Annotated in this window: 14 protein-coding genes, 1 tRNA gene and 2 pseudogenes; 5 read left to right on the forward strand and 12 right to left on the reverse strand. The window is 68.8% G+C overall.

The features are described from left to right. Positions 1-16 precede the first annotated feature (16 nt). Positions 17-2,119 carry a hypothetical protein gene (locus tag ACILRF_RS07815; RefSeq protein WP_395671725.1) on the reverse strand — a complete coding sequence of 701 codons (2,103 nt, stop codon included), beginning with the start codon at positions 2,117-2,119 and terminating at the stop codon, positions 17-19. Positions 2,120-2,349: 230 nt separating this feature from the next. Here ACILRF_RS07815 and ACILRF_RS07820 point away from each other — a divergent pair, with 230 nt between their 5' ends. The 3 genes from ACILRF_RS07820 (at position 2,350) to ACILRF_RS07830 (ending at position 5,937) form a co-directional block, all read left to right on the forward strand. Next, positions 2,350-3,660 (forward strand): lipopolysaccharide biosynthesis protein, encoded by a 1,311-nt coding sequence (locus ACILRF_RS07820; RefSeq protein ID WP_395671726.1) that lies wholly within the window; start codon positions 2,350-2,352, stop codon positions 3,658-3,660. A gap of 151 nt (positions 3,661-3,811) precedes the next feature. After that, positions 3,812-4,888 (forward strand): MraY family glycosyltransferase, encoded by a 1,077-nt coding sequence (locus ACILRF_RS07825; protein ID WP_395671727.1) that lies wholly within the window; start codon positions 3,812-3,814, stop codon positions 4,886-4,888. After that, complete coding sequence (locus ACILRF_RS07830; protein ID WP_395671728.1) at positions 4,885-5,937, forward strand: dehydrogenase; 1,053 nt, start codon at positions 4,885-4,887, stop codon at positions 5,935-5,937. The genes ACILRF_RS07825 and ACILRF_RS07830 overlap by 4 nt, the downstream gene beginning before the upstream one ends. Positions 5,938-6,199: 262 nt before the next feature. Here the strand turns inward: ACILRF_RS07830 and ACILRF_RS07835 are convergent. Continuing rightward, positions 6,200-7,492 (reverse strand): annotated as a pseudogene (locus ACILRF_RS07835) (TonB-dependent receptor); the annotation flags it as partial. 395 nt (positions 7,493-7,887) lie between these two features. Beyond that, positions 7,888-8,790 (reverse strand): sigma-70 family RNA polymerase sigma factor, encoded by a 903-nt coding sequence (locus ACILRF_RS07840; RefSeq protein ID WP_395671729.1) that lies wholly within the window; start codon positions 8,788-8,790, stop codon positions 7,888-7,890. 124 nt (positions 8,791-8,914) lie between these two features. On the opposite strand from ACILRF_RS07840, the gene ACILRF_RS07845 reads away from it, so the two are divergent. Beyond that, complete coding sequence (locus ACILRF_RS07845; RefSeq protein WP_395671730.1) at positions 8,915-9,370, forward strand: carboxymuconolactone decarboxylase family protein; 456 nt, start codon at positions 8,915-8,917, stop codon at positions 9,368-9,370. 172 nt (positions 9,371-9,542) lie between these two features. Here ACILRF_RS07845 and ACILRF_RS07850 read toward each other — a convergent pair whose 3' ends face one another. The 9 genes and pseudogenes from ACILRF_RS07850 to pyk all read right to left on the reverse strand — a co-directional run bounded on the left by ACILRF_RS07850 (position 9,543) and on the right by pyk (position 16,698). Beyond that, positions 9,543-10,184: a hypothetical protein gene (locus tag ACILRF_RS07850; RefSeq protein ID WP_395671738.1), complete on the reverse strand. Its 642-nt coding sequence runs from the start codon at positions 10,182-10,184 to the stop codon at positions 9,543-9,545. Positions 10,185-10,271: 87 nt separating this feature from the next. Continuing rightward, positions 10,272-10,511: pseudogene (locus ACILRF_RS07855) on the reverse strand (Arm DNA-binding domain-containing protein); the annotation flags it as partial. Between the two features lie 170 nt (positions 10,512-10,681). After that, a tRNA-Ser gene (locus ACILRF_RS07860) sits at positions 10,682-10,771 on the reverse strand. A 97-nt stretch (positions 10,772-10,868) separates the two neighbouring features. Next, entirely contained in the window at positions 10,869-11,132 is a 264-nt protein-coding gene (locus ACILRF_RS07865; RefSeq protein WP_395671731.1) for a hypothetical protein, read from the reverse strand. Beyond that, the gene (gene eda, locus ACILRF_RS07870; RefSeq protein WP_395671732.1) at positions 11,129-11,770 is read right to left on the reverse strand and encodes a bifunctional 4-hydroxy-2-oxoglutarate aldolase/2-dehydro-3-deoxy-phosphogluconate aldolase; all 642 of its coding nucleotides are present in this window, start codon (positions 11,768-11,770) and stop codon (positions 11,129-11,131) included. Before eda ends, ACILRF_RS07865 begins: the two co-directional genes overlap by 4 nt. Then, positions 11,767-12,735 carry a glucokinase gene (gene glk / locus ACILRF_RS07875; protein ID WP_395671733.1) on the reverse strand — a complete coding sequence of 323 codons (969 nt, stop codon included), beginning with the start codon at positions 12,733-12,735 and terminating at the stop codon, positions 11,767-11,769. Before glk ends, eda begins: the two co-directional genes overlap by 4 nt. Before the next feature lie 2 nt (positions 12,736-12,737). Continuing rightward, on the reverse strand, positions 12,738-14,558 hold the full coding sequence (gene edd / locus ACILRF_RS07880) for a phosphogluconate dehydratase (protein WP_395671737.1): 1,821 nt from the start codon (positions 14,556-14,558) through the stop codon (positions 12,738-12,740). A gap of 26 nt (positions 14,559-14,584) precedes the next feature. Further along, positions 14,585-15,232: a 6-phosphogluconolactonase gene (gene pgl, locus ACILRF_RS07885; protein ID WP_395671734.1), complete on the reverse strand. Its 648-nt coding sequence runs from the start codon at positions 15,230-15,232 to the stop codon at positions 14,585-14,587. A 53-nt stretch (positions 15,233-15,285) separates the two neighbouring features. Next, positions 15,286-16,698 (reverse strand): pyruvate kinase, encoded by a 1,413-nt coding sequence (pyk, locus tag ACILRF_RS07890; protein ID WP_395671735.1) that lies wholly within the window; start codon positions 16,696-16,698, stop codon positions 15,286-15,288. A gap of 159 nt (positions 16,699-16,857) precedes the next feature. Between pyk and ACILRF_RS07895 the strand changes: the two genes are divergently transcribed. Beyond that, on the forward strand, positions 16,858-18,119 hold a 1,262-nt coding region (locus ACILRF_RS07895), incomplete at its 3' end, for a glycoside hydrolase family 15 protein (RefSeq protein ID WP_395671736.1).

Raw genomic sequence — 18,119 nt, forward strand, 5'->3', positions numbered from 1 at the left:
AGCGCCGCAAGGGGGATCAGCCGAAGGCCCATCGGTACACACGCTCCGGAATGTAGAACCGCCGGCGGGTGAACACCGCGCCCAGGATGTCGCCGCCGCCGCTGAGCACCGCCTCGCGCAGGGCGCGTAGGGCCGGGGCCCGCGTCCGCTCGGCGCGGACGGTCAGCAGGTGGGCGTCGGCCAGCGGATAGAGCCGTCGGGCCGCGTATCCGCCGAACTCCTGCGGCGCGACGACGATCACCTGCTGGAAGCGGCGGCGCAGTTCGCCAAGGATGTGCGCCGCCCGGCTCATCGGCAGGCGGGCGCTGGTGAAGGGGGATTCCTGGTTCGCCGGCTGCGACACCGCCCACAGGCCGTCCCAGCGGGTGCGGATCAGGCGCAGGTCGACGCCGTCGACGGCCAGGACGCCCTCGCTCTGGGCGAGGTGAGACAGCTCCTCGTAGAGCTCGCCGTTGGTGTCGATCAGCAGGGTCTTGCGGCCGAACCCGTTGACGAACTCGCGGGCCAGCAACAGCGATACCGGGCCGTTGTCCTGGCCCTCGCCGGCGCTGGCCAGCTGCACGACGTTCAGCGGCCGCTCCGCAGCCCCGACGTCCAGGATGAAGGTCGCCAGTTGGCTGATCGCCGTCGAATCCTGCGGCAGCTCGTCGTTCGGGCCGGCCGGCAGGGTGCTGACCACCGGCACGTCGGCCAGGCGCTCGACCTCGGTGGGCGTCAGGAAGGTCTGCCGGACGATCGCGCGAACGCCCATGATCGCCCCGGCCGCCGCCAGGCCGACCAGCGGGCCGGATAGCAGCAGCAGCAGCGGGATGGCGTTGCTGGCCGGGCGCAGGTTCGGCGGCTGCACCACGCGCACGGCGGCCTGCGGATCGAGCACGGTGTTGTCGCGCAGGCGCGAGCCGGCTTGCTGCAGCGACAGGGTCCGATAGACGGCCTCCAGCGCGTCGCGCCGGCGTTGCAGGTCGGCCAGCTCCTCGGCCCCCTGGCGCAACGCCTCGACCCGCGACTGCATCTCGGTCTGCTGGACTCCAAGCTCCTGTAGCTGGCGATAGACGCCGGCCCGCTCCAGCGACAGGCTGGAGATGCGCGTCTTCAGAGTGTCGAAGTCGGGATTGCGGACCCGCTTTTCGGTGAAGACCTGGTCACGGCGGTTGTCCGCCACCTGGCGCTCGGCGATGGCGATGCGCGCGTCGATCTCTTTGATGCCCGGATAGTCGGGCTGGTACTGCTCGACCAGGTGGGCGCGCTCCTGGCGCAGCCGTGACAGCAGGTTGCGCGCGTCGTCATTCGGCGTGCCGTTGGTCACCTCGCGGCTGTCGAACACCTGGTCGGGGGTCCGGTTCAGGCGGGCATTGGCGGTCGCGAGCTCGCCGTCGACGGCGCGGGCCCGCTCGCGGACCTGGCTGATCCGCTGGGCGATGCTGTCCTGGCGCGCCCCGACCAGCTGAACTTCCTGCGCGATGTTGAGCACGCCGAAGCGCTGCTGCGCGCCCTTGATCCTCGCGTCGAGGTCGGCCAGCTGACTGCCGTAGCGGTTCAGCTCGGCCCGCTGCACCTCGGTCGCCGCCCCCGTGTAGACCGCCCGCCGCTGGGCCATGTAGGAATCGAGCACCGCCTGCATGACCTTCAGCGCGGTCGCGCCGTCCGGATGGGCGTAGGTGACCTTGATCAGGCTGGAGCCGGGATCGGTGTCGACGCGCAGGGCCTTGCGAATCTTCTTGGCGGCGCGTTCGACCTGGGTCGCCTCGCCCTTGCCCAGCAGGCCCCCGAACGCCGGCTTCACGCCGACCGCCGCCGGCCCCAGCCGCCGCGCTGCGCCACGCAGCACCGGCTCGCTCTCCAGGATCGCCGCGTCGGCTTGCACGGCGCGCGGCACGGCCGTCATCGCGAACACCGCGCCGACGCTTTCAGGCGGATCCTCCGGCCCGTTCTGGACCAGCACCAGGGTCTGGGAGATCTGGTCGCCGCGGACGATGATCGCCGCCAGCAGCCCGACCAATAGGCCGGCGATCACGCAGTTGCGGATCAGCCGGGCGTTCAGGAACGCGTGCTCCAGCATGTCGCGCACCTTCAGGGGCGCGAGAAGCTGGGGCGATTTCGTATCGCCGGGCACGCTCATACCAGGGAGGTCTCCGGAACCGGGAAGTTAGGCCTGCGGCGCGCTCCCGAAGGGGCTCCGTGAGCCGGAAATAGGCGGGCCCCCTTAAGAAAGAAATATCGTGGAACTACTATGCGACCTCATGCGGCGCCGACGGTTTGACTTGCCGGCGCACTTGCAATCTTAAGGTTGAGCTCGCTCGCGCAAGCTCGATGTCGGGGAATGGTGTGGATTTGCTTCGCGGCCGAAACTTGGCGGGACGGATCTTTCCTGGCGCGCGCGCGGCGCTGCCGTTCGGCGTCGGCCTCGCCGCTCGTGGGTTGGAGGCGGCCGGGAAGCTCGGCCTCTACACCCTGGCGGTCGCCTGGCTGGGGGAATCGCCGTCCGGCCTGTTCTTCCTGGCGCTCAGCGTGCTGCACATCGGCGGCACGGTCACCCGGCTCGGCACCGAGCGGGTGCTGTCGCGCAACACCGCCGCCTATCTCGCCAGCGGCCAGGTCCGCGAGGCGCGCGACACCATCCTGGCGGGCCTTGGCCTCAACCTGCTGACATCGGCCGGCGCCGGCCTCGTCCTCTGGCTGGCCGCCGAGCCAATCGCTGTGCACCTGCTGCGTCAGCCGCCGATGACGCCCCTCGTCCGCCTGCTGGTTCTGGCGCTGCCCGCCCAGGCGATGGCCTACACCGCCGGCTACATCCTCATCGGCCTCGGCCGGGGCGGCGCCGCCCAGCTGCTGATGAACGCCCTGCCGCCGGTCGCGGCGCTCGCCGTGCTGGCCCTCGGGGCGAGGTCGTCGCCGGGCGCCTTCCTCGGCTTCGCTCTGGCCTACGTCGTCTGCGCCTTCGCGGCCATGGCGGTGATCGCTCAGGCCTGGGCCCGCGCGCCCCGGCCGGCGACGCCGACCCGCGCCGACCGGCTGCCGGGTCTAGGGTCGGGCCTTCGAACCTTCTTCTGGGTCGAGCTTATCCAGGCGGCGATCATAACCGCGCCGGTCCTCGCCCTGGCCCGCGTCGCCGCGGCGGCGGAGGTCGGCGCCTTCAGCCTCGCCAGCCGCCTGTCCATGCTGGTCCTCACCCTGGTGGTTAGCCTCAGCGCCATGTCGGCGGCCCGCATGGGCGCCAGCCTGCGCCGCGAGGATGCGGAGGAGCTGCGCCGCGTCGTGCGCCGGCTCGGGGTCGTCGCCCTGGCCTGCGGGATCCCGGCCGTCGCGCTTCTGGCCGTCGGCTCGCCGCTCCTGATGGACCGGTTGGGCGTGACCACGTCCGGCGCGGCCGGGGTCGTCACCCTGATGGCGCTGGGCCAGCTGCCGTTCGTCCTGGCTCCAGGCCGTGACACCCTGCTGGCGATGGGCGGCGGCGAGCGCGAGCTGCGCGACATCGCCATCGTTCAGGCGGCCCTCATGGCCGTCGGCTGCCTGACCGTCGTACCGCTGTTCGGCCTCTGGGGGGCTGCAGCGCTCACCGCCACCACCTGGACGTGCGGCGCATTGTCCTGCCATTTCGCAGCCAAAAGGCGAGCGCCACACGCATTTGGGCGCCCTACTCGACCGCTGGTCGAGTCTTAGAAAAGTTCGACAATTATTGGTTGCTGCACTGCAATAAGCAGGTCCCCATTACGGGTAAGTACAGTATTCACGCTCTGTCGGATCGCCCACATATGAGGAGCCTCAGTTGGGGCGCCGCATCGGGTGGGCCCCTCGTCCAGAAGCCGAGGCGATGTCCGACATCTCCCCCATGCTCGCAGTGGCCGTCGCCGGCGGGATCGCGTGGATCGCGACTCGGGCGCTGTCCGCGTGGGCGGGGTCTCTCGGCCTGCTGGACCATCCGCATCTCGCTCGCAAGCTGCACGCCGCGCCGACGCCGGTGATCGGCGGGGTCGCCCTGTCGATCGGCGCGGTCGTCGCCTGGGTGATCGGCCTTGCGCCGCCGCCGCCACCCGGCGCGCTGATCAGCTTCGCCCTGATCCTCGCCCTCGGCGTCGCCGACGACCGCCGCGACCTGCACTGGTCGGTGCGGTTCGCGGGGCAGGCGGTCGCGGTGCTGCCGATGATCTTCCTCGATGGCCTGGTCATCCGCTCGCTGGGCGACCTGTTCGGCGCCGGCCCGGTGTTGCTCGGCCCGTTGGCGATCCCGGTGACCATCTTCATGGCGCTCGGCGCGATCAACGCCCTCAACATGATCGACGGCTCCGACGGCCTGGCCGGCGGCGTCGCCCTGGCCAGCCTGGCCGCCATCGCCACCGCCGCCGCCGTCGCGGGGCAGGGCGATCTGGCGCTCCTGCTGGCGATCATCGCCGCCGGCGTCGCCGGCTTCCTGGTCCTGAACCTGCGGTTCCCCTGGCAGCCCCGCGCCCGGGCCTTCCTCGGCAACGGCGGCAGCGAGCTGCTGGGCTTCATCCTGGCCTGGGCGGTGATCCGCCTGACCCAGACGCCCGGCTCGAATGTGGCCCCGATCCTCGCGCCCTATTTGATCGGCCCGGTGCTGGTCGACTGTGTGGCGGTGATGACCCGCCGGGTGATCGCCGGCCGCTCGCCCTTCGCCGCCGACACCCAGCATTTCCACCACATGCTGCAACGGGCCGGCGCATCGGTCACCGCCGTCGCCGCGACCGCCGCGATCGGCACCCTGATGTTCGCTGCCGCCGGCGCCGCCGCCTTGGCTCTCGGCGCATCTCAGACCCTGCTGGCGCTGACGCTCGTCGCCGTCGTCACTATCCAGATCTTCGGCCTGCGCTTCCTGGGCCGCGCCCCCACCCACGGCGCCGAAAAGCTGCCGCACGGGGTCGGCAAATGATCCTCCGCCGCATCCGCGCCCGCGCGCCCCTGCGCCTCGGCTTCGCCGGCGGCGGGACCGACGTCTCGCCCTACTGCGACGAGTTCGGCGGCGTCAGCTTCAACGCGACCATCGACCTCTTCGCCCACGTTACACTCGAGACCCGCGCCGACGGCCAGGTCGAGCTGTCCGCCGAGGACCGCCAGGAAACCTGGTGCGGCACGGCCGAGGCCGAGCTGCCGACCGTCGAGCCCCTGCGCCTGCTGAAGGGCGTCTACAATCGCTGCATCCGTGAGTTCTTCGGCGGCCGGCCCCAGGCCGTGACCCTGACCAGCTACGCCGACTGCCCGCCGGGCTCCGGCCTCGGCACCTCCTCGGCGCTGGTCGTCGCCATGGTCCGCGCCTTCGCCGAACTGGCCGACGTCACCCTGTCGCCGGCCCGGCTTGCCCGCCTTGCCTTCGAGATCGAGCGCGTCGATCTGGGCCTCGCCGGCGGCCGCCAGGACCAGTACGCGGCGGCCTTCGGCGGCTTCAACTTCATGCAGTTCCTGACCGACGACAGCGTGGTGATCGAGCCGGTCGAGGTCGCCCCCGACGTCCTGCGCGAGCTTGAGGCCAGCCTCGTTCTCTACTTCACGGGTGTCTCGCGGGAGTCGGCGACGATCATCGAGCAGCAGGCCAGCAACATGCGCCGTCACGACGCCCGCTCCCTCGACGGCCTTCATGCCCTCAAGGCCGCCGGCTACGAGATGCGCGACGCCCTGGCCGCCGGCGACCTGCAAAGCTTCGGCGCCCTGCTTGACGCCGGCTGGGAGGCCAAGAAGAAGACCGCCGACCGCATCAGCTCCGGCGCCATCGACGAGGTCATGCGCGCCGCCGAAAGCTACGGCGTCTGGGGCGCCAAGGTGTCCGGCGCCGGCGGCGGCGGCTTCATCATGTTCCTGGTCGAGGCCACCCGCCGCGAGGGCCTCAAGCGCTTCCTCGCCCAGCACGGCGGCGAGGTGATGGGCGCGAAGTTCATCGCCAGCGGCGTGGAATCCTGGCGCGCCCAGGCCCGCCTGGCCGCCTGACGGATCCACCACGGGTCTTCCCGACCCCGGCTCGCGTGTCGCCCGCCCGAGACCTATGCAGGCCTAAGGCCGTCGAGAGGCTGCCAGCTGCCGATGGCGGTCGACGCAGTGCGCCGCGAATTTTTTCTATTTTTCGCTGTGCCGTGCTCGCCTTTGCGGCTGTGGCGTTGTCATTGTGCTCTGACCCAGGACAGCCGCAGCGCGGCGATGCACTGCAAACTGTCCTGAACCATTTCGTCAGAGAAACTCTAGTATCGGGCGATCAACTGCATGCCCACGGTCCGCGGACGCAGTGTGGATCCGGTCCATAGAGCGCCGCGGACGAAGTAAGGTTCGTTCCGGATATATTTTTGACGTTGTTCATGACGTTCTCACCGTAGACCATGATTGTCAGCGCGCCGAATTCCATGCCGGCGCGGAGATCCAGTGAGCTTGGAGAGGACGGGTCGACCCGCGTGGGATCATAGGTCGTTGCGGTGGGAACTTCGTACAGATAAAGGCCCTTGTTCACGCTGCGGTAGTTATACTGGGCTCGAACGAAGGCTTCATTGCCGAGCAGCGGGCGTCTGTATTCCGCCGTAAGGTTCACCGTCCAGGGCGTCTGGCCCAGGGTTTGGCCCGCAACCGTGATCGGCGCCGTCGCGCCCGGCAACTGCACCGTCTTGTCATATGCGGCGTCGGTGTAGCCCACGGAAGCGCCGACCAAGAGCCCCTCGGCCAGCGACAGGTTTAGATTGAGGTCGAAGCCCTTCGAAGTGGCGCTCACCGTGTTCGCCACCAGGCTTACCGCGCACTGCATCCGGATCTGTTGCTGGATGTCATTCCACTTGATTCGGAAGGCGGATGCCTCGAACTGCAGGCGGCGGTCGAACAGACGCCCCTTCGTCCCGATCTCGTAGCTGTGTGTGGTGTCGGACTTGTAGACGCCGGGCGTCAGGCCAAGTGACGCTGCCTCAGGAAGGCACACGTCCGGCAAGGCCTTGTTGACGCCGCCCGTTCGATACCCCTTCGCATAGGAGGCGTAGACCAGGAAATCGGGGTCAGCCTGCCACGAGAGGGCGATCTTGGGAACGAACGGCGTCTCCTTCAGGCTGCCGAAGGCCCTGGTGATCCCGCCGGCATAGTTTACCCCCCGTTCGGTGACGTCGAAGTCGAGGGTGTCGCGCGACTTCCGCCCGCCGAGGGTCAGGGTCAGATCGTCAATAACCTCCCAGTCCACGCTGCCGAAGATGGCCATCGACTTCTCGAGCGTCCATTCGTCGCCGTAGTAGCGGCTGACGCCGTTGACCAGCGGAGCCACACCCGCCTGGGCGGGCGTTCGGCCGAAGCGCAACTGATAGAGCCGGGTGTAGTGGGGCGAATTGATGGGAAGGGACGAGCGTAGCGCGGCGCGCGAATGGTAGGCTCCAACCGTCCACTTCAAGCGGGACGCCTGGTTCGCGTTGCTGATCCGCAGTTCCTGATTGGTCGATTGCTGCCAGGTTTCGGGATTCTGGTAGGTGATAGACTGCGCGAAGCCAGGCGTGACCGGATAGAGATAGGGCAGGCCGAAGGACGTGCGGTCGCTGAAATATGTGTTGTCGTTAGACTCGGTGACCTTGCGGTCTTCCTAACCACGCAACCCGCTACTAACCGAGCCTTCTGGGCGCGCTTCAACGACGCCTTCGACGATAGCGATGCCGAATGCGCGATTTTGGGAATCGAAGCTCCTCACCAACATTGGATTGTCGTCACCCGCCATCGAGGACGACTGCTTTTCACCGACTCTGCTGCTGGACAGCCCTATGAGCTTCGCGACCAAAATACGCTTTACGCGGGCGAGCGACGGCGGCGCGCTAGCGATTGGTTAGTGGCTAAACAGGAGCTTGCGCTTTTCCATCATTAGTCTGAGGGGCGAACGTCGGCTTCCGACCCATCTCGGACATTGGGAAGGTCGGCTTATGACGCCGTTTAAAGTGAGTGTTCCTTGGCGAGATGGCCCAGTTTCTCGGGATTTCGGACGACGTAGATCGCATTAATGCGACCCGCAGCCACATCTAGCGCGGTCGTGCCTATGGAGCCGTCCGGATAGCAGCTGATATATCCGGGCATCCCGTCGATCAGTGCTGTTTGCACTAGTGTCTGTGGCGGCAGGTTCTTGCGCCTGACGTTGGCGAACAGCTTCAGCACATTGGTGATCCCGCGCACGATGTTACGGAACGCCATCACCTTGCCGCCGCCGTCAGCATGGATTTCGACGTCATCCGCCAGCATGTGGGCGAGCGCCGTAGTGTCACCATCGCGGGCGGCGGTGAAAAAGGCACGGGCGATGCCGTCAGCCTCGGAGGCATCGAGCCTGTAGCGGACGCGCTCATTCCTGACGTTCTTACGCGCTCGCGAAGCAAGTTGGCGAACGGCGGCAGGGTCGCGATCAAGCGTCAGGGCGACATCCGTGAGCGGCACGTCAAAGACATCGTGCAGAAGGAATGCAGCCCGCTCGAGCGGAGAAAGCCGCTCCATGGCCAGCATCAGCGTAACCGTAACGTCGTCGGCAATGTCATCATACGGATCAGCTGAGTTCAGCATCGGCTCGGGCAGCCACGGGCCGATGTAGGTTTCACGTCTGGCCCGAGCCGACTTCAAGCGGTCGAGGCAAAGGCGCGTCACGATGCGAGTGAGATAGGCGCCGGGAACATCGACGCCCTCTTGCACTCCTGCCCAGCGGATCCATGCGTCCTGTACGACATCATCGGCCTCGCTCAGCGATCCGAGCATACGGTAGGCGAGCCGCTTCAGACGCATCCGTTCGAGCTCAAAACCAGCGATCCGTTGATCGGGCGACATGCCGGCCTCCATTGGCAACTTCGCTGTCATGACGACATCGCCCCGGTCAGTGTGACATGGCGAAATTTTTGCTCTCAGCATGTCACAGCCGGGACGCGCGCCTCGTCAGACCCGTGATTGCTGATGATCGGCATCACAACGACGGAGCAACATAATGAGCAACATCCCTCGACTGACCTGGCACGAGGTCGCGCCCCATGGCGCGAAGGCGCTGTTTGGCGTTCATCACTACGTGACGCACGGCACCGACCTGCCTGAAGAACTGATCCACCTCGTCTTCCTTCGCGTGTCACAGATCAATGGATGCGCCCACTGCATCGACCTGCATACCCGCGACCTCTTGAAGACCATGCCGATCGACAAGGTTGTGTTGGTCCCGGTCTGGCATGAGGTGCCTCATCTCTTCTCCGACAAATACCGAGCCGCCTTGGCCTGGGCCGAAGAGGTCACCAACGTCAGCGAAACCCATGCGTCCGATGAAGCCTATGCGGCGGCAGCGGCGGCCTTTGACCCGAAAGACTTCGTCGACCTCTCGATCGCGATCGCCGCGATGAACGCATTCAACCGGTTGGGAGCGCCGTTCCGGCTGCCGGTGAAGGCAAAGGCTTAAGGTGTAGAACGCACCCGCTCGGTCCATTGCAGGCGTGCGGGTGCTGCGCCGTACATCGGCTCGCCATTCTTTGAAAATCTGCGGTCAGAATCGGAGTTCGCGAACGTCTGTAAGGTGGAGGTCGATGAACGCCCGCTTTCCACCCTTAGGCGACTCTGGAGCAGCGGAGCCCTTAGTTCTTAAGCGCGACGATCAGCAACAGCGTCAAGATCGCCCATAGAAGACGGGTGATCGTTCGTAACCCCTTGGCCAATTCGTCTCCGCCGCGCCGTGCGGGCGTTAGGGCCGTGGTCGGGGTATCGTTGAAGCTTCCCTCTACTAACTTGATTGAAACAGGCCCCAGTTGGTTCCTCTTATCGGTGGCAAGGTAGCTAACGCTGTCGTAGCCATCTTGTAGACGGTAAACTTCTACGTCCCCGCTGACATGAAGCTCTGCCGATGGCATCCGCGCGGCAGCTTCCCAAAGGGCATCGAAACGTTCGCGGGGCAGAGATAGACCAAACGCTAGATCGTCCGACGCGTAAGCAGACGAGTCATCGCCTCGATCAACGATTGAAACCCGAAACTCGCGTCCCTCGAAAACGCCCGCATCGGCCTTATTAACCCATCCGAATTTGTCGCTAAAGGTGAGCCTTCCCACGCCATAGATCACCCGGTTTTCGGTGTATGGATGGCCTTCGACCGGATAGATGGCATCGGTCTCAAAGCTACGCTGAAAAGGCTTTACCGTTATAGCGAGATGGCCGCTGTCAGGAGCGAAACGCCGCTCCGGCTGATCGCCGGACGCACGCACCGTGATTGCTTCTGCAGCCATTCCGAACCCCGCTAATAAGCTTGGCCGCCATACTAATCTGGCTCTGCTAACGCGGTCCCCGGCTATCTCGTCGCCTAGGGGGTCGATCCCCTCTGCGCGTTGAGCGCGGAGCGCCCGCGCCTTTTCCCTAGCTTTCGCAATGCTAACAGCGGAAAGCGCACCTAGGCCCATCTCGAAAGACCGACCGTTCTCCATGTAGCGATAGACCCAAGCGGCAGCCCCGGTTTCCTTGACCCTTAATGCTAACCCGCCGCCGTCCGTATAAAGGCTCGGGGTCTTTAAAAGCCTCGGCAATGAGGCAGGTTTTATCCGCTCCAACTGACCCATTGGTCAGTCCTCCTTTTGCGTGATCCATGAAATGACCCACAAAACAACGGCGACGCGCGCAGCGCGCTGAAACGGCCCCCAGCGATTAGTTCGCGGGGGTTTTCCCGTTATCTAGTTGTTTTTGCGTATAATAATAATATTGCCACAAAACCCTGCATTTCGCAAGGTAGTGGCGGAGAGGGTGGGATTCGAACCCACGGTACGCTTGCACGTACGCCGCATTTCGAGTGCGGTGCTTTCGACCACTCAGCCACCTCTCCGAAGCCGGGCGTGGGGCCGTCGCTAGGGCGGCCCGCCGAGTGAGCGGCGGAACCTAAACATCCGATCCCGCGCGCGCAAGCGTCCCGTGGCGAAGCCTCAACCTTCGTTGAATCTCGACTGCGCCACCCGCTCGCATTCGGCCGCCAGTTCCTTGGCCAGCAGCGACAGGATGACCAGGGCGCGGCCCTCGACGTCGGCGGCTTCCGCCCCCGGGTGCCAGTCGACGACCATGTCGAAGGCAAGGTTGGGAGCCAGCGCGTTGCGGGCCACCACCGAGACCGTGGCCGAGCCGGGCGCGGCGGGCTTGGCCTCGACCGAGACCTCCCAGCGCAGCTGCGGATTGTCGTGCGGCGACGTCATCCGGCGGCCCTCGGAAGGGCCGCGGCCTGCCGGGCGAGCTCGGTGATCCGGCCCCAGTCGCCGGCCCGCACCGCCTCGGCCGGGGCGACCCAGCTGCCGCCGACGCAGGCGACGTTCGGCTGGGCGAGGTAGTCGCCGGCGTTGGCCGCGCTGATCCCGCCGGTCGGGCAGAACCTCGCCTGAGGGAACGGACTGGCGAAGGCCTTCAGCGCCGCTGCGCCGCCGGCGACGTTGGCCGGGAACAGCTTGAAGCGGGTGAAGCCGGCCGCGAGCCCGGCCATGAGCTCGCTGGCGGTGGCGACGCCGGGCAGCAGCGGGGCCGGTCCATCCGGCCCTTCGCCGGGGATCAGGCCCGGGCTGACCACGAACCGCGCCCCGGCGGCCACCGCCTGCTCGCGCATCTGGCGGTTCAGCACCGTGCCGGCCCCGACCACGCCGCCCTCGACCTCGGCCGCCATCCGCCTCACCGCCTCGAGGGCGGCCGGCGTCCGCAGGGTGACCTCCAGCGCCGGCAGGCCGCCGGCCACCAGGGCGCGGCCGAGCGGGACGGCGTGCGCAGGGTCTTCGATCACCAGCACCGGGATCACCGGCGCCAGCCGCAGGATGTCGTCGACGACGGTGACGCCTTGCGGGTTCATAGACGCTCCATCTGCTGCAGCTCGCGCGCGGCGCCGACGATCGCCGCATAGGGATGCAGCACCAGCGAGGTCGGGATCTGCCGGACATAGTCGGAAAGCCGGCCCTTGTCCTCGAACCGGGCCCGGAAGCCGCCGCTGTCGATCCGGTCGATCAGCCGGGGTGCGATGCCGCCGGAGACATAGACCCCGCCGCGGGCTCCGAAGGTCAGGGCCAGGTCGCCGGCGGCCGAGCCGAGGATGGCGCAGAACCGGTCCAGCGCCCGGCCCGCCAGGGCGTCGCCGTCGGCGCCGGCCGCGGCCACGGCGCGCTCATCGGCCAGCGGCGCCTCGCGCCCTTCTATCTCGCCGAGCACCCGATAGAGGTCGAAGATGCCCTGGCCCGACAGCAGCCGCTCGAGCGACACCCGTCCATAGGCCGCCGCCAGCCGCCGCCAGATCTCGACCTCGACCTCGTCGGTGGGGGCGAAGGCGGCGTGGCCGCCCTCGGTGGCGATGGCGACGTCCGCCCGGTCGGCGCGGGCCAGGGCGGCCACCCCGAATCCCGTGCCGGCCCCCAGCACGACGACGGGGCAGTCCGAGCCGCCGCGCAACGGCGGGCCGATCGGCCGCAGGTCGTCCCGGTCGAGAACCGGGCAGGCCAGGGCCTGGGCGGCGAAGTCGTTGATCAGCTTCACCGCCTCGAAGCCGAAGTTGACGATCAGGTCGGTCTCCGAGATCTGCCAGTCGAGGTTGGTGAACTCGATCTCGCCGTCGAGCACCGGGCCGGCGACGGCGATCACCGCCCGCGGCGGCCGGCGCCGCCCGCAGGTCGTTTCCAGGTATTCCCCCACCACGTCCGGCAGGCTGCCGTACTCGGCGGCGCGGAAGGTACGCGGGTTGCGGATGTGGCCCTGCGCGTCGACCACCGCGAACCGGGCGTTGGTGCCGCCGACGTCCCCAACCAGTCCGACGTAGTGCGGCTTCATCGTCACGCCGCCTCGAACAGGGCGCAGGCCCCGGCGTCGGCCGGCCCGGCGGCGCGACGCATCCAGCCGAACAGGTCGCGGCCATAGCCGGCCTGCTGGGTGGCCGGCGGGGCGACCGCGGGGGTGCGGGCCATCAGCGCGGCGGTCTCGACCTTGATGGTCAGTTCGCCGGCCTCGGCGTCCAGGCGAATGATGTCGCCGTCGCGGACATAGGCCAGCGGGCCGCCGACCGTCGCCTCCGGCGTCACGTGGATCGCCGCCGGCACCTTGCCGGACGCCCCCGACATCCGGCCGTCGGTGACCAGCGCCACCTTGAACCCCTTGTCGAGCTGGACGCCGAGCGCGGGCGTCAGGGAGTGCAGCTCCGGCATGCCGTTGGCGCGCGGGCCCTGGAAACGGACGACGGCGACGAAGTCGCGGTTCAGCTCGCCACGCTTGTGGGCCGCCAGCAGCGCCTCCTGGTCGTCGAAGACCAGGGCCGGGGCCTCGACGATCCGATGCTCCGGCTTGACCGCCGAGGTCTTGATCACCGCCCGGCCGAGCGGGCCGGTCAGCAGGCGCAGGCCGCCTTCGGCCTGGAACGGATCGTTCACCGGCCGCAGGATCTCGCGGTCGAGGCTCGCCGCCGCGCCCGGCCGCCAGACCAGCCGCCCGCCCTCGTCCAGGAACGGCTCGTCCAGGTAGCGGCGGAGGCCCGGCCCGGCGACCGTCTGGACGTCCTCATGCGCCAGGCCGCCGGCCAGGAGCTGGCGCACCACGAAGGCCATGCCGCCGGCCGCATGGAAGGCGTTCACGTCCTCCGAGCCGTTCGGGTAGACCCGGGCCAGCAGCGGCGTGACGCGAGAGAGGTCGTCGAAGTCCTCCCAGGTGATCAGCACGCCGGCGGCCCGCGCCATGGCGACGAGGTGCAGGGTGTGGTTGGTCGACCCGCCGGTGGCCAGCAGCCCGGCCAGGGCGTTGACGATCGACTTCTCGTCCACCACCGCCGACATCGGCGTGTAGTCGTTGGTCCCGTCGCGGATCTCCACCGCCCGCCGGGCGGCGGCGGCGACCAGGGCGTCGCGCAGCGGCGTGTTGGGCTGGATGAACGCCGAGTTCGGCAGGTGCAGGCCGGTCAGCTCCATCATCATCTGGTTGGAGTTGGCGGTGCCGTAGAAGGTGCAGGTGCCCGGCCCGTGGTAGGACTTCATCTCGGAATCGAGCAGCTCCTCCCGGGTCGCCTTGCCCTGGGCGTACAGCGCCCGCACCCGCGCCTTCTCGACATTGGAGATGCCGGAGGTCATCGGCCCGCCGGGCACGAAGATCGTCGGCAGGTGGCCGAAGGCGAGGGCGCCGATCGTCAGCCCGGGCACGATCTTGTCGCAGATGCCCAGCATCAGGGCCGCGTCGAAGGCGTCGTGGGTCAAAGCCACCGCCGTCGACATGGCGATGACGTCGCGGGAGAACAGGCTGAGCTCCATGCCCGGCCGGCCCTGGGTGACGCCGTCGCACATGGCCGGCGTTCCCCCTGCGAACTGCGCCGTCGCGCCGATCTCCCTCGCGGCGTGCTTGATGATCGCCGGGAACCGCTCAAACGGCTGATGGGCCGACAGCATGTCGTTGTAGGACGAGACGATGGCCACGTTGGGCGCCGACGGATCTCGCATCCGCACCTTGTCGCCGTCCCCGGACGCTGCGAAGGCGTGGGCGAAGTTGGCGCAGGACAGCTTCGCCCGGCCCGGGCCGGCATGCCGCGCCGCCTCCATGCGCGCCAGGTAGTCGGCGCGGGCGTCGCGGCTGCGCGCGACGATCCGGGCGGTGACCTCGGCGGTTACGGGGTGCAGGGAGCCTGGCTGCATGGGAATGGGCCTCAATGCTCTGGCGCCCAGAGGACGCGGACCGGGACCTTGTCCTGAACAAGGATGCGACGCACCGGTAGATCATCGCCCGCGAGCGCCCGTTCAACCACCGTCCGCTTGGCGTCCCCGGCGATCAGCACGAAGACCTCGCGGGCCTGGGTCAGCGCCGGCAGGGTCAGGGTGATCCGGGCCAGCGGCGGCGCCCCCAGCCCCTCGGGGACCCACGCGCTCAGGCGTTCGGTTTCGCCGAGCGCCGCCGCGCTGGGGAACAGCGAGGCCACATGCCCGTCCTCGCCCATGCCCAGCAGCACGGCGTCGAACGGCAGCAGGGCCTCGAGCGCGCCGGCCTCCGGCTCCGGCCACAGCGGCAGCAGGTGGGCCTTGCGGCCCTCGCCCGTGAACAGTCGCTCGCGCACCAGCCGGGCGTTGGACGCCGCATCGTCGGGCGGCACGCACCGCTCGTCGCTCAGGGTGACGATGATCCGCGCCCAGTCGACGTCCGCTGCGGTCAACCGGTCGTAGACGCCGCCGGGGGACCGGCCGCCGGTGGCGACCAGGGCGGCCCGGCCGCGGGTCTTCAGGCCTCGGGCCAGCTGCGCCGCCACGCCGTGCGCCGCCGCCTCCGCCAGCGCCTCTGCGGTCGGATAGGTCTCGATCATCCCGCCCTGTCTAACGCGCGACGGCCAGGGATGCTCACCGCGCCTGTCTTCGATCAATGCTTCGGCGTGTGGGCGATCCGCAGGATGTTGGCGGCGCCCGGCGAGCCCATTGGCAGGCCCGCCAGGATCAGCACCCGCTGGCCGGGCGGCGCCAGCTTGGTCGCCACCGCCTGTTCGACCGCGACCCGCGCCAGGTCCTCGGGATCCGACAGCTCGGCCACCACCCGCGGCTCGACCCCCCAGGCCAGGGCCAGCCGGCGGGCCGTCGCCAGGCGCGGGGTCAGGGCCAGGGTCGGCTGCAGCGGCCGCTCGCGCGACAGCCGCAGCGCCGTCTGCCCGGTGGTGGTGAAGGCCGCCAGGCAGGCGGTCGAGGCCGCCTCCGCCGCCCGGCGCGCCGCCGCCACCAGGGCGTCGGCGTCGGCGTCGTCGACCGGGTATTCGGCGCGCATCAGCTCGGGCCAGCGCGGGTCCTGCTCCACGCGGGTCAGGATGCGGTCCATGATCGACACCGCCTCCAGCGGATATTCCCCGACCGCGCTCTCGGCCGACAGCATCACCGCGTCGGCGCCTTCATAGACCGCGCCGGCCACGTCGGAGGCTTCGGCCCGGGTCGGCGTCGGGGCGCTGGTCATCGATTCCAGCATCTGGGTGGCGACGATCACCGGAATGCCGCGCAGCCGCGCGGCGCGGATCAGCTGCTTCTGGACGACGGGCACGTCCTCCGGGTTCAGCTCGACCCCCAGGTCGCCGCGCGCGACCATGATCGCTTCCGACAGGTCGAGGATCTCGTCCAGGACGTCGAGCGCAGCGGGCTTCTCGATCTTGGCCAGGACCGAGGCCCGGCCTTGCACCAGCGCGCGCAGCTCGGCCATGTCCGAGGCCCGCTGCACGAACGACAGCGCCACCCAGTCGACGCCCTGCTCCAGGGCGAAGGCGAGGTCCTTGCGGTCCTTGGCGGTCAGGGCCGGGATCGGGATCGCCAGGCCCGGCAGGTTCAGCCCCTTGTGGTTGGACAGCTTCTCGCCGGCCTCGACCACGGTGTCGGCGAAGTCCTTGCCGTGCGCCTTGACCCGCAGCCGCACCTTGCCGTCGTCGAGCAGGACCACCGCGTCGTCCTTCAGGGCCGCGAAGATCTCGGGATGCGGCACGCAGATCCGCCCCGCGTCGCCCGGGGTCTTGCTGAGGTCCAGCCGCAGGGCCTGACCCTGGGTCAGCGCAATGGCGCCGTCGGCGAACTCGCCGAGCCGAAGCTTCGGCCCCTGCAGGTCGGCGAGCACCGACAGCGGCCGGCCGACGTCCTTCTCCGCCTTCCGCACGTCGCGGATCGTCCGCGCGTGGTCGGCGTGGGCGCCGTGGCTGAAATTGACGCGGAACACGTCCGCCCCGGCCCGCGCCAGTTCGGCGATGCGGTCGCGGCTGGCGGGTCCCAGGGTCGCGACGATACGCGCGCGGCGGGCTCGGATCATCCGGTGAACTTCCGTCTGGTCTGGCGGTTTCGGACGACAACGCGCGTGCGATTCGCCCAGCTTCCGGCTCCAAGCTTATCCAGCGACGTTAAGGTTGCGTCGAGCGGAAACGGGGTGGTCCGTTCGCGCACCGGAATCGAGACGGAGGGGAACTGCGGCATGGGTCAGGCGGGTGACGACGACAAGGCGCCAAAGAGCGGTTCGACGCTCGATCTGTTCCCGATCGGCAACTGCACCGCCAGCGCCCTGATCGACCGTGCCGGCCGCTTCGTCTGGGCCTGCGTGCCGCGGGTTGACGGCGACCCGGTGTTCTCAGCCCTGCTCGGCGGCCGCGATCCGGCCGACGAGGACGCCGCCGGCCTGTGGGACGTGCAGGTCGAGGGGGCGTCGGAGATCACCCAGGCCTATCTGCGCAACACGCCGATCCTGCGCACCGAGATCCGGGACGCCTCCGGCGGTCGGCTGGAGATCCTCGACTTCTGCCCCCGCTACCGGCAGTTCGGCCGCGTCTATCGGCCCCTGGCCTTTGTCCGCATGGTCCGCCCCCTGGCCGGCGCCCCGCGCATCCGCATCCGCCTACGGCCGACCGCCAACTATGGCGAGCAGCGGACGAGCACGACCATGGGGTCGAACCACATCCGTTTCGTCGGCGCGGCCACCACCCTGCGCCTGACCACCGGCGCCCCGATCAGCCACATCCACGCCGAGCGCACCTTCCGTCTGGAGGAGCCGGTGGCGATGTTCCTTGGCCCGGACGAAGGTTTCGACGCCGACGTCGCCACCACCTGCGAGCGGATGCTGCGCGAGACCAAGGACTACTGGCGCGGCTGGGTCCGCACCCTGTCGGTGCCGCTGGAATGGCAGTCGGCGGTGATCCGGGCGGCGATTACCCTCAAGCTCTGCGCCTATGAGGAGACCGGCGCCATCGTCGCGGCCCTCACGACGTCGGTGCCCGAGCATGCCGAAGACACCGGCCACGCCCGCAACTGGGACTACCGCTACTGCTGGCTGCGCGACGCCTACTACGTCGTCCAGGCGCTGAACCGGCTGGGCGCCGCCGACATGCTGGAGAACTACCTCGTCTACCTGCGCAATCTGGTGGATCAGGCCCGCCGAAGCGATCCGGCCCCCGCGCTCGGGGCCGCTGGCGCCGCCGGCCTCGACGAGGGTGCGACCAGCGAAACGCCCAAGGCCAACCACGTCCAGCCGGTCTATGGCGTCGGCCTCGAGCCGGTCCTGACCGAGTGGGTCGCGCCGCACCTGCCCGGCTATCGCGGGATGGGTCCGGTGCGCGTCGGCAACCAGGCGCACGAGCATATGCAGCACGACGTCTACGGCCAGATCGTGCTCTCCGCCGTCCAGGCCTTCTTCGACGAACGGCTGTTCCGCCCGGCCAGCGTCGAGGACTTCCGCGCCCTGGA

Origin of the sequence: Phenylobacterium sp., assembly GCF_044236515.1 — a bacterium.
In the GTDB taxonomy this organism is placed as follows: domain Bacteria; phylum Pseudomonadota; class Alphaproteobacteria; order Caulobacterales; family Caulobacteraceae; genus Phenylobacterium.

Excerpts from the sequence above, each read along its gene's own strand:
- ACILRF_RS07815 (WP_395671725.1), bottom strand. The coding sequence starts at position 2,119 with ATGAGCGTGCCCGGCGATACGAAATCGCCCCAGCTTCTCGCGCCCCTG.
- pyk (WP_395671735.1), bottom strand. The coding sequence starts at position 16,698 with ATGATCCGAGCCCGCCGCGCGCGTATCGTCGCGACCCTGGGACCCGCC.
- ACILRF_RS07845 (WP_395671730.1), top strand. The coding sequence starts at position 8,915 with ATGAGCAACATCCCTCGACTGACCTGGCACGAGGTCGCGCCCCATGGC.
- ACILRF_RS07825 (WP_395671727.1), top strand. The coding sequence starts at position 3,812 with ATGTCCGACATCTCCCCCATGCTCGCAGTGGCCGTCGCCGGCGGGATC.
- eda (WP_395671732.1), bottom strand. The coding sequence starts at position 11,770 with ATGAACCCGCAAGGCGTCACCGTCGTCGACGACATCCTGCGGCTGGCG.
- pgl (WP_395671734.1), bottom strand. The coding sequence starts at position 15,232 with ATGATCGAGACCTATCCGACCGCAGAGGCGCTGGCGGAGGCGGCGGCG.
- glk (WP_395671733.1), bottom strand. The coding sequence starts at position 12,735 with ATGAAGCCGCACTACGTCGGACTGGTTGGGGACGTCGGCGGCACCAAC.
- ACILRF_RS07840 (WP_395671729.1), bottom strand. The coding sequence starts at position 8,790 with ATGACAGCGAAGTTGCCAATGGAGGCCGGCATGTCGCCCGATCAACGG.
- ACILRF_RS07830 (WP_395671728.1), top strand. The coding sequence starts at position 4,885 with ATGATCCTCCGCCGCATCCGCGCCCGCGCGCCCCTGCGCCTCGGCTTC.
- ACILRF_RS07865 (WP_395671731.1), bottom strand. The coding sequence starts at position 11,132 with ATGACGTCGCCGCACGACAATCCGCAGCTGCGCTGGGAGGTCTCGGTC.
- ACILRF_RS07850 (WP_395671738.1), bottom strand. The coding sequence starts at position 10,184 with ATGGCTGCAGAAGCAATCACGGTGCGTGCGTCCGGCGATCAGCCGGAG.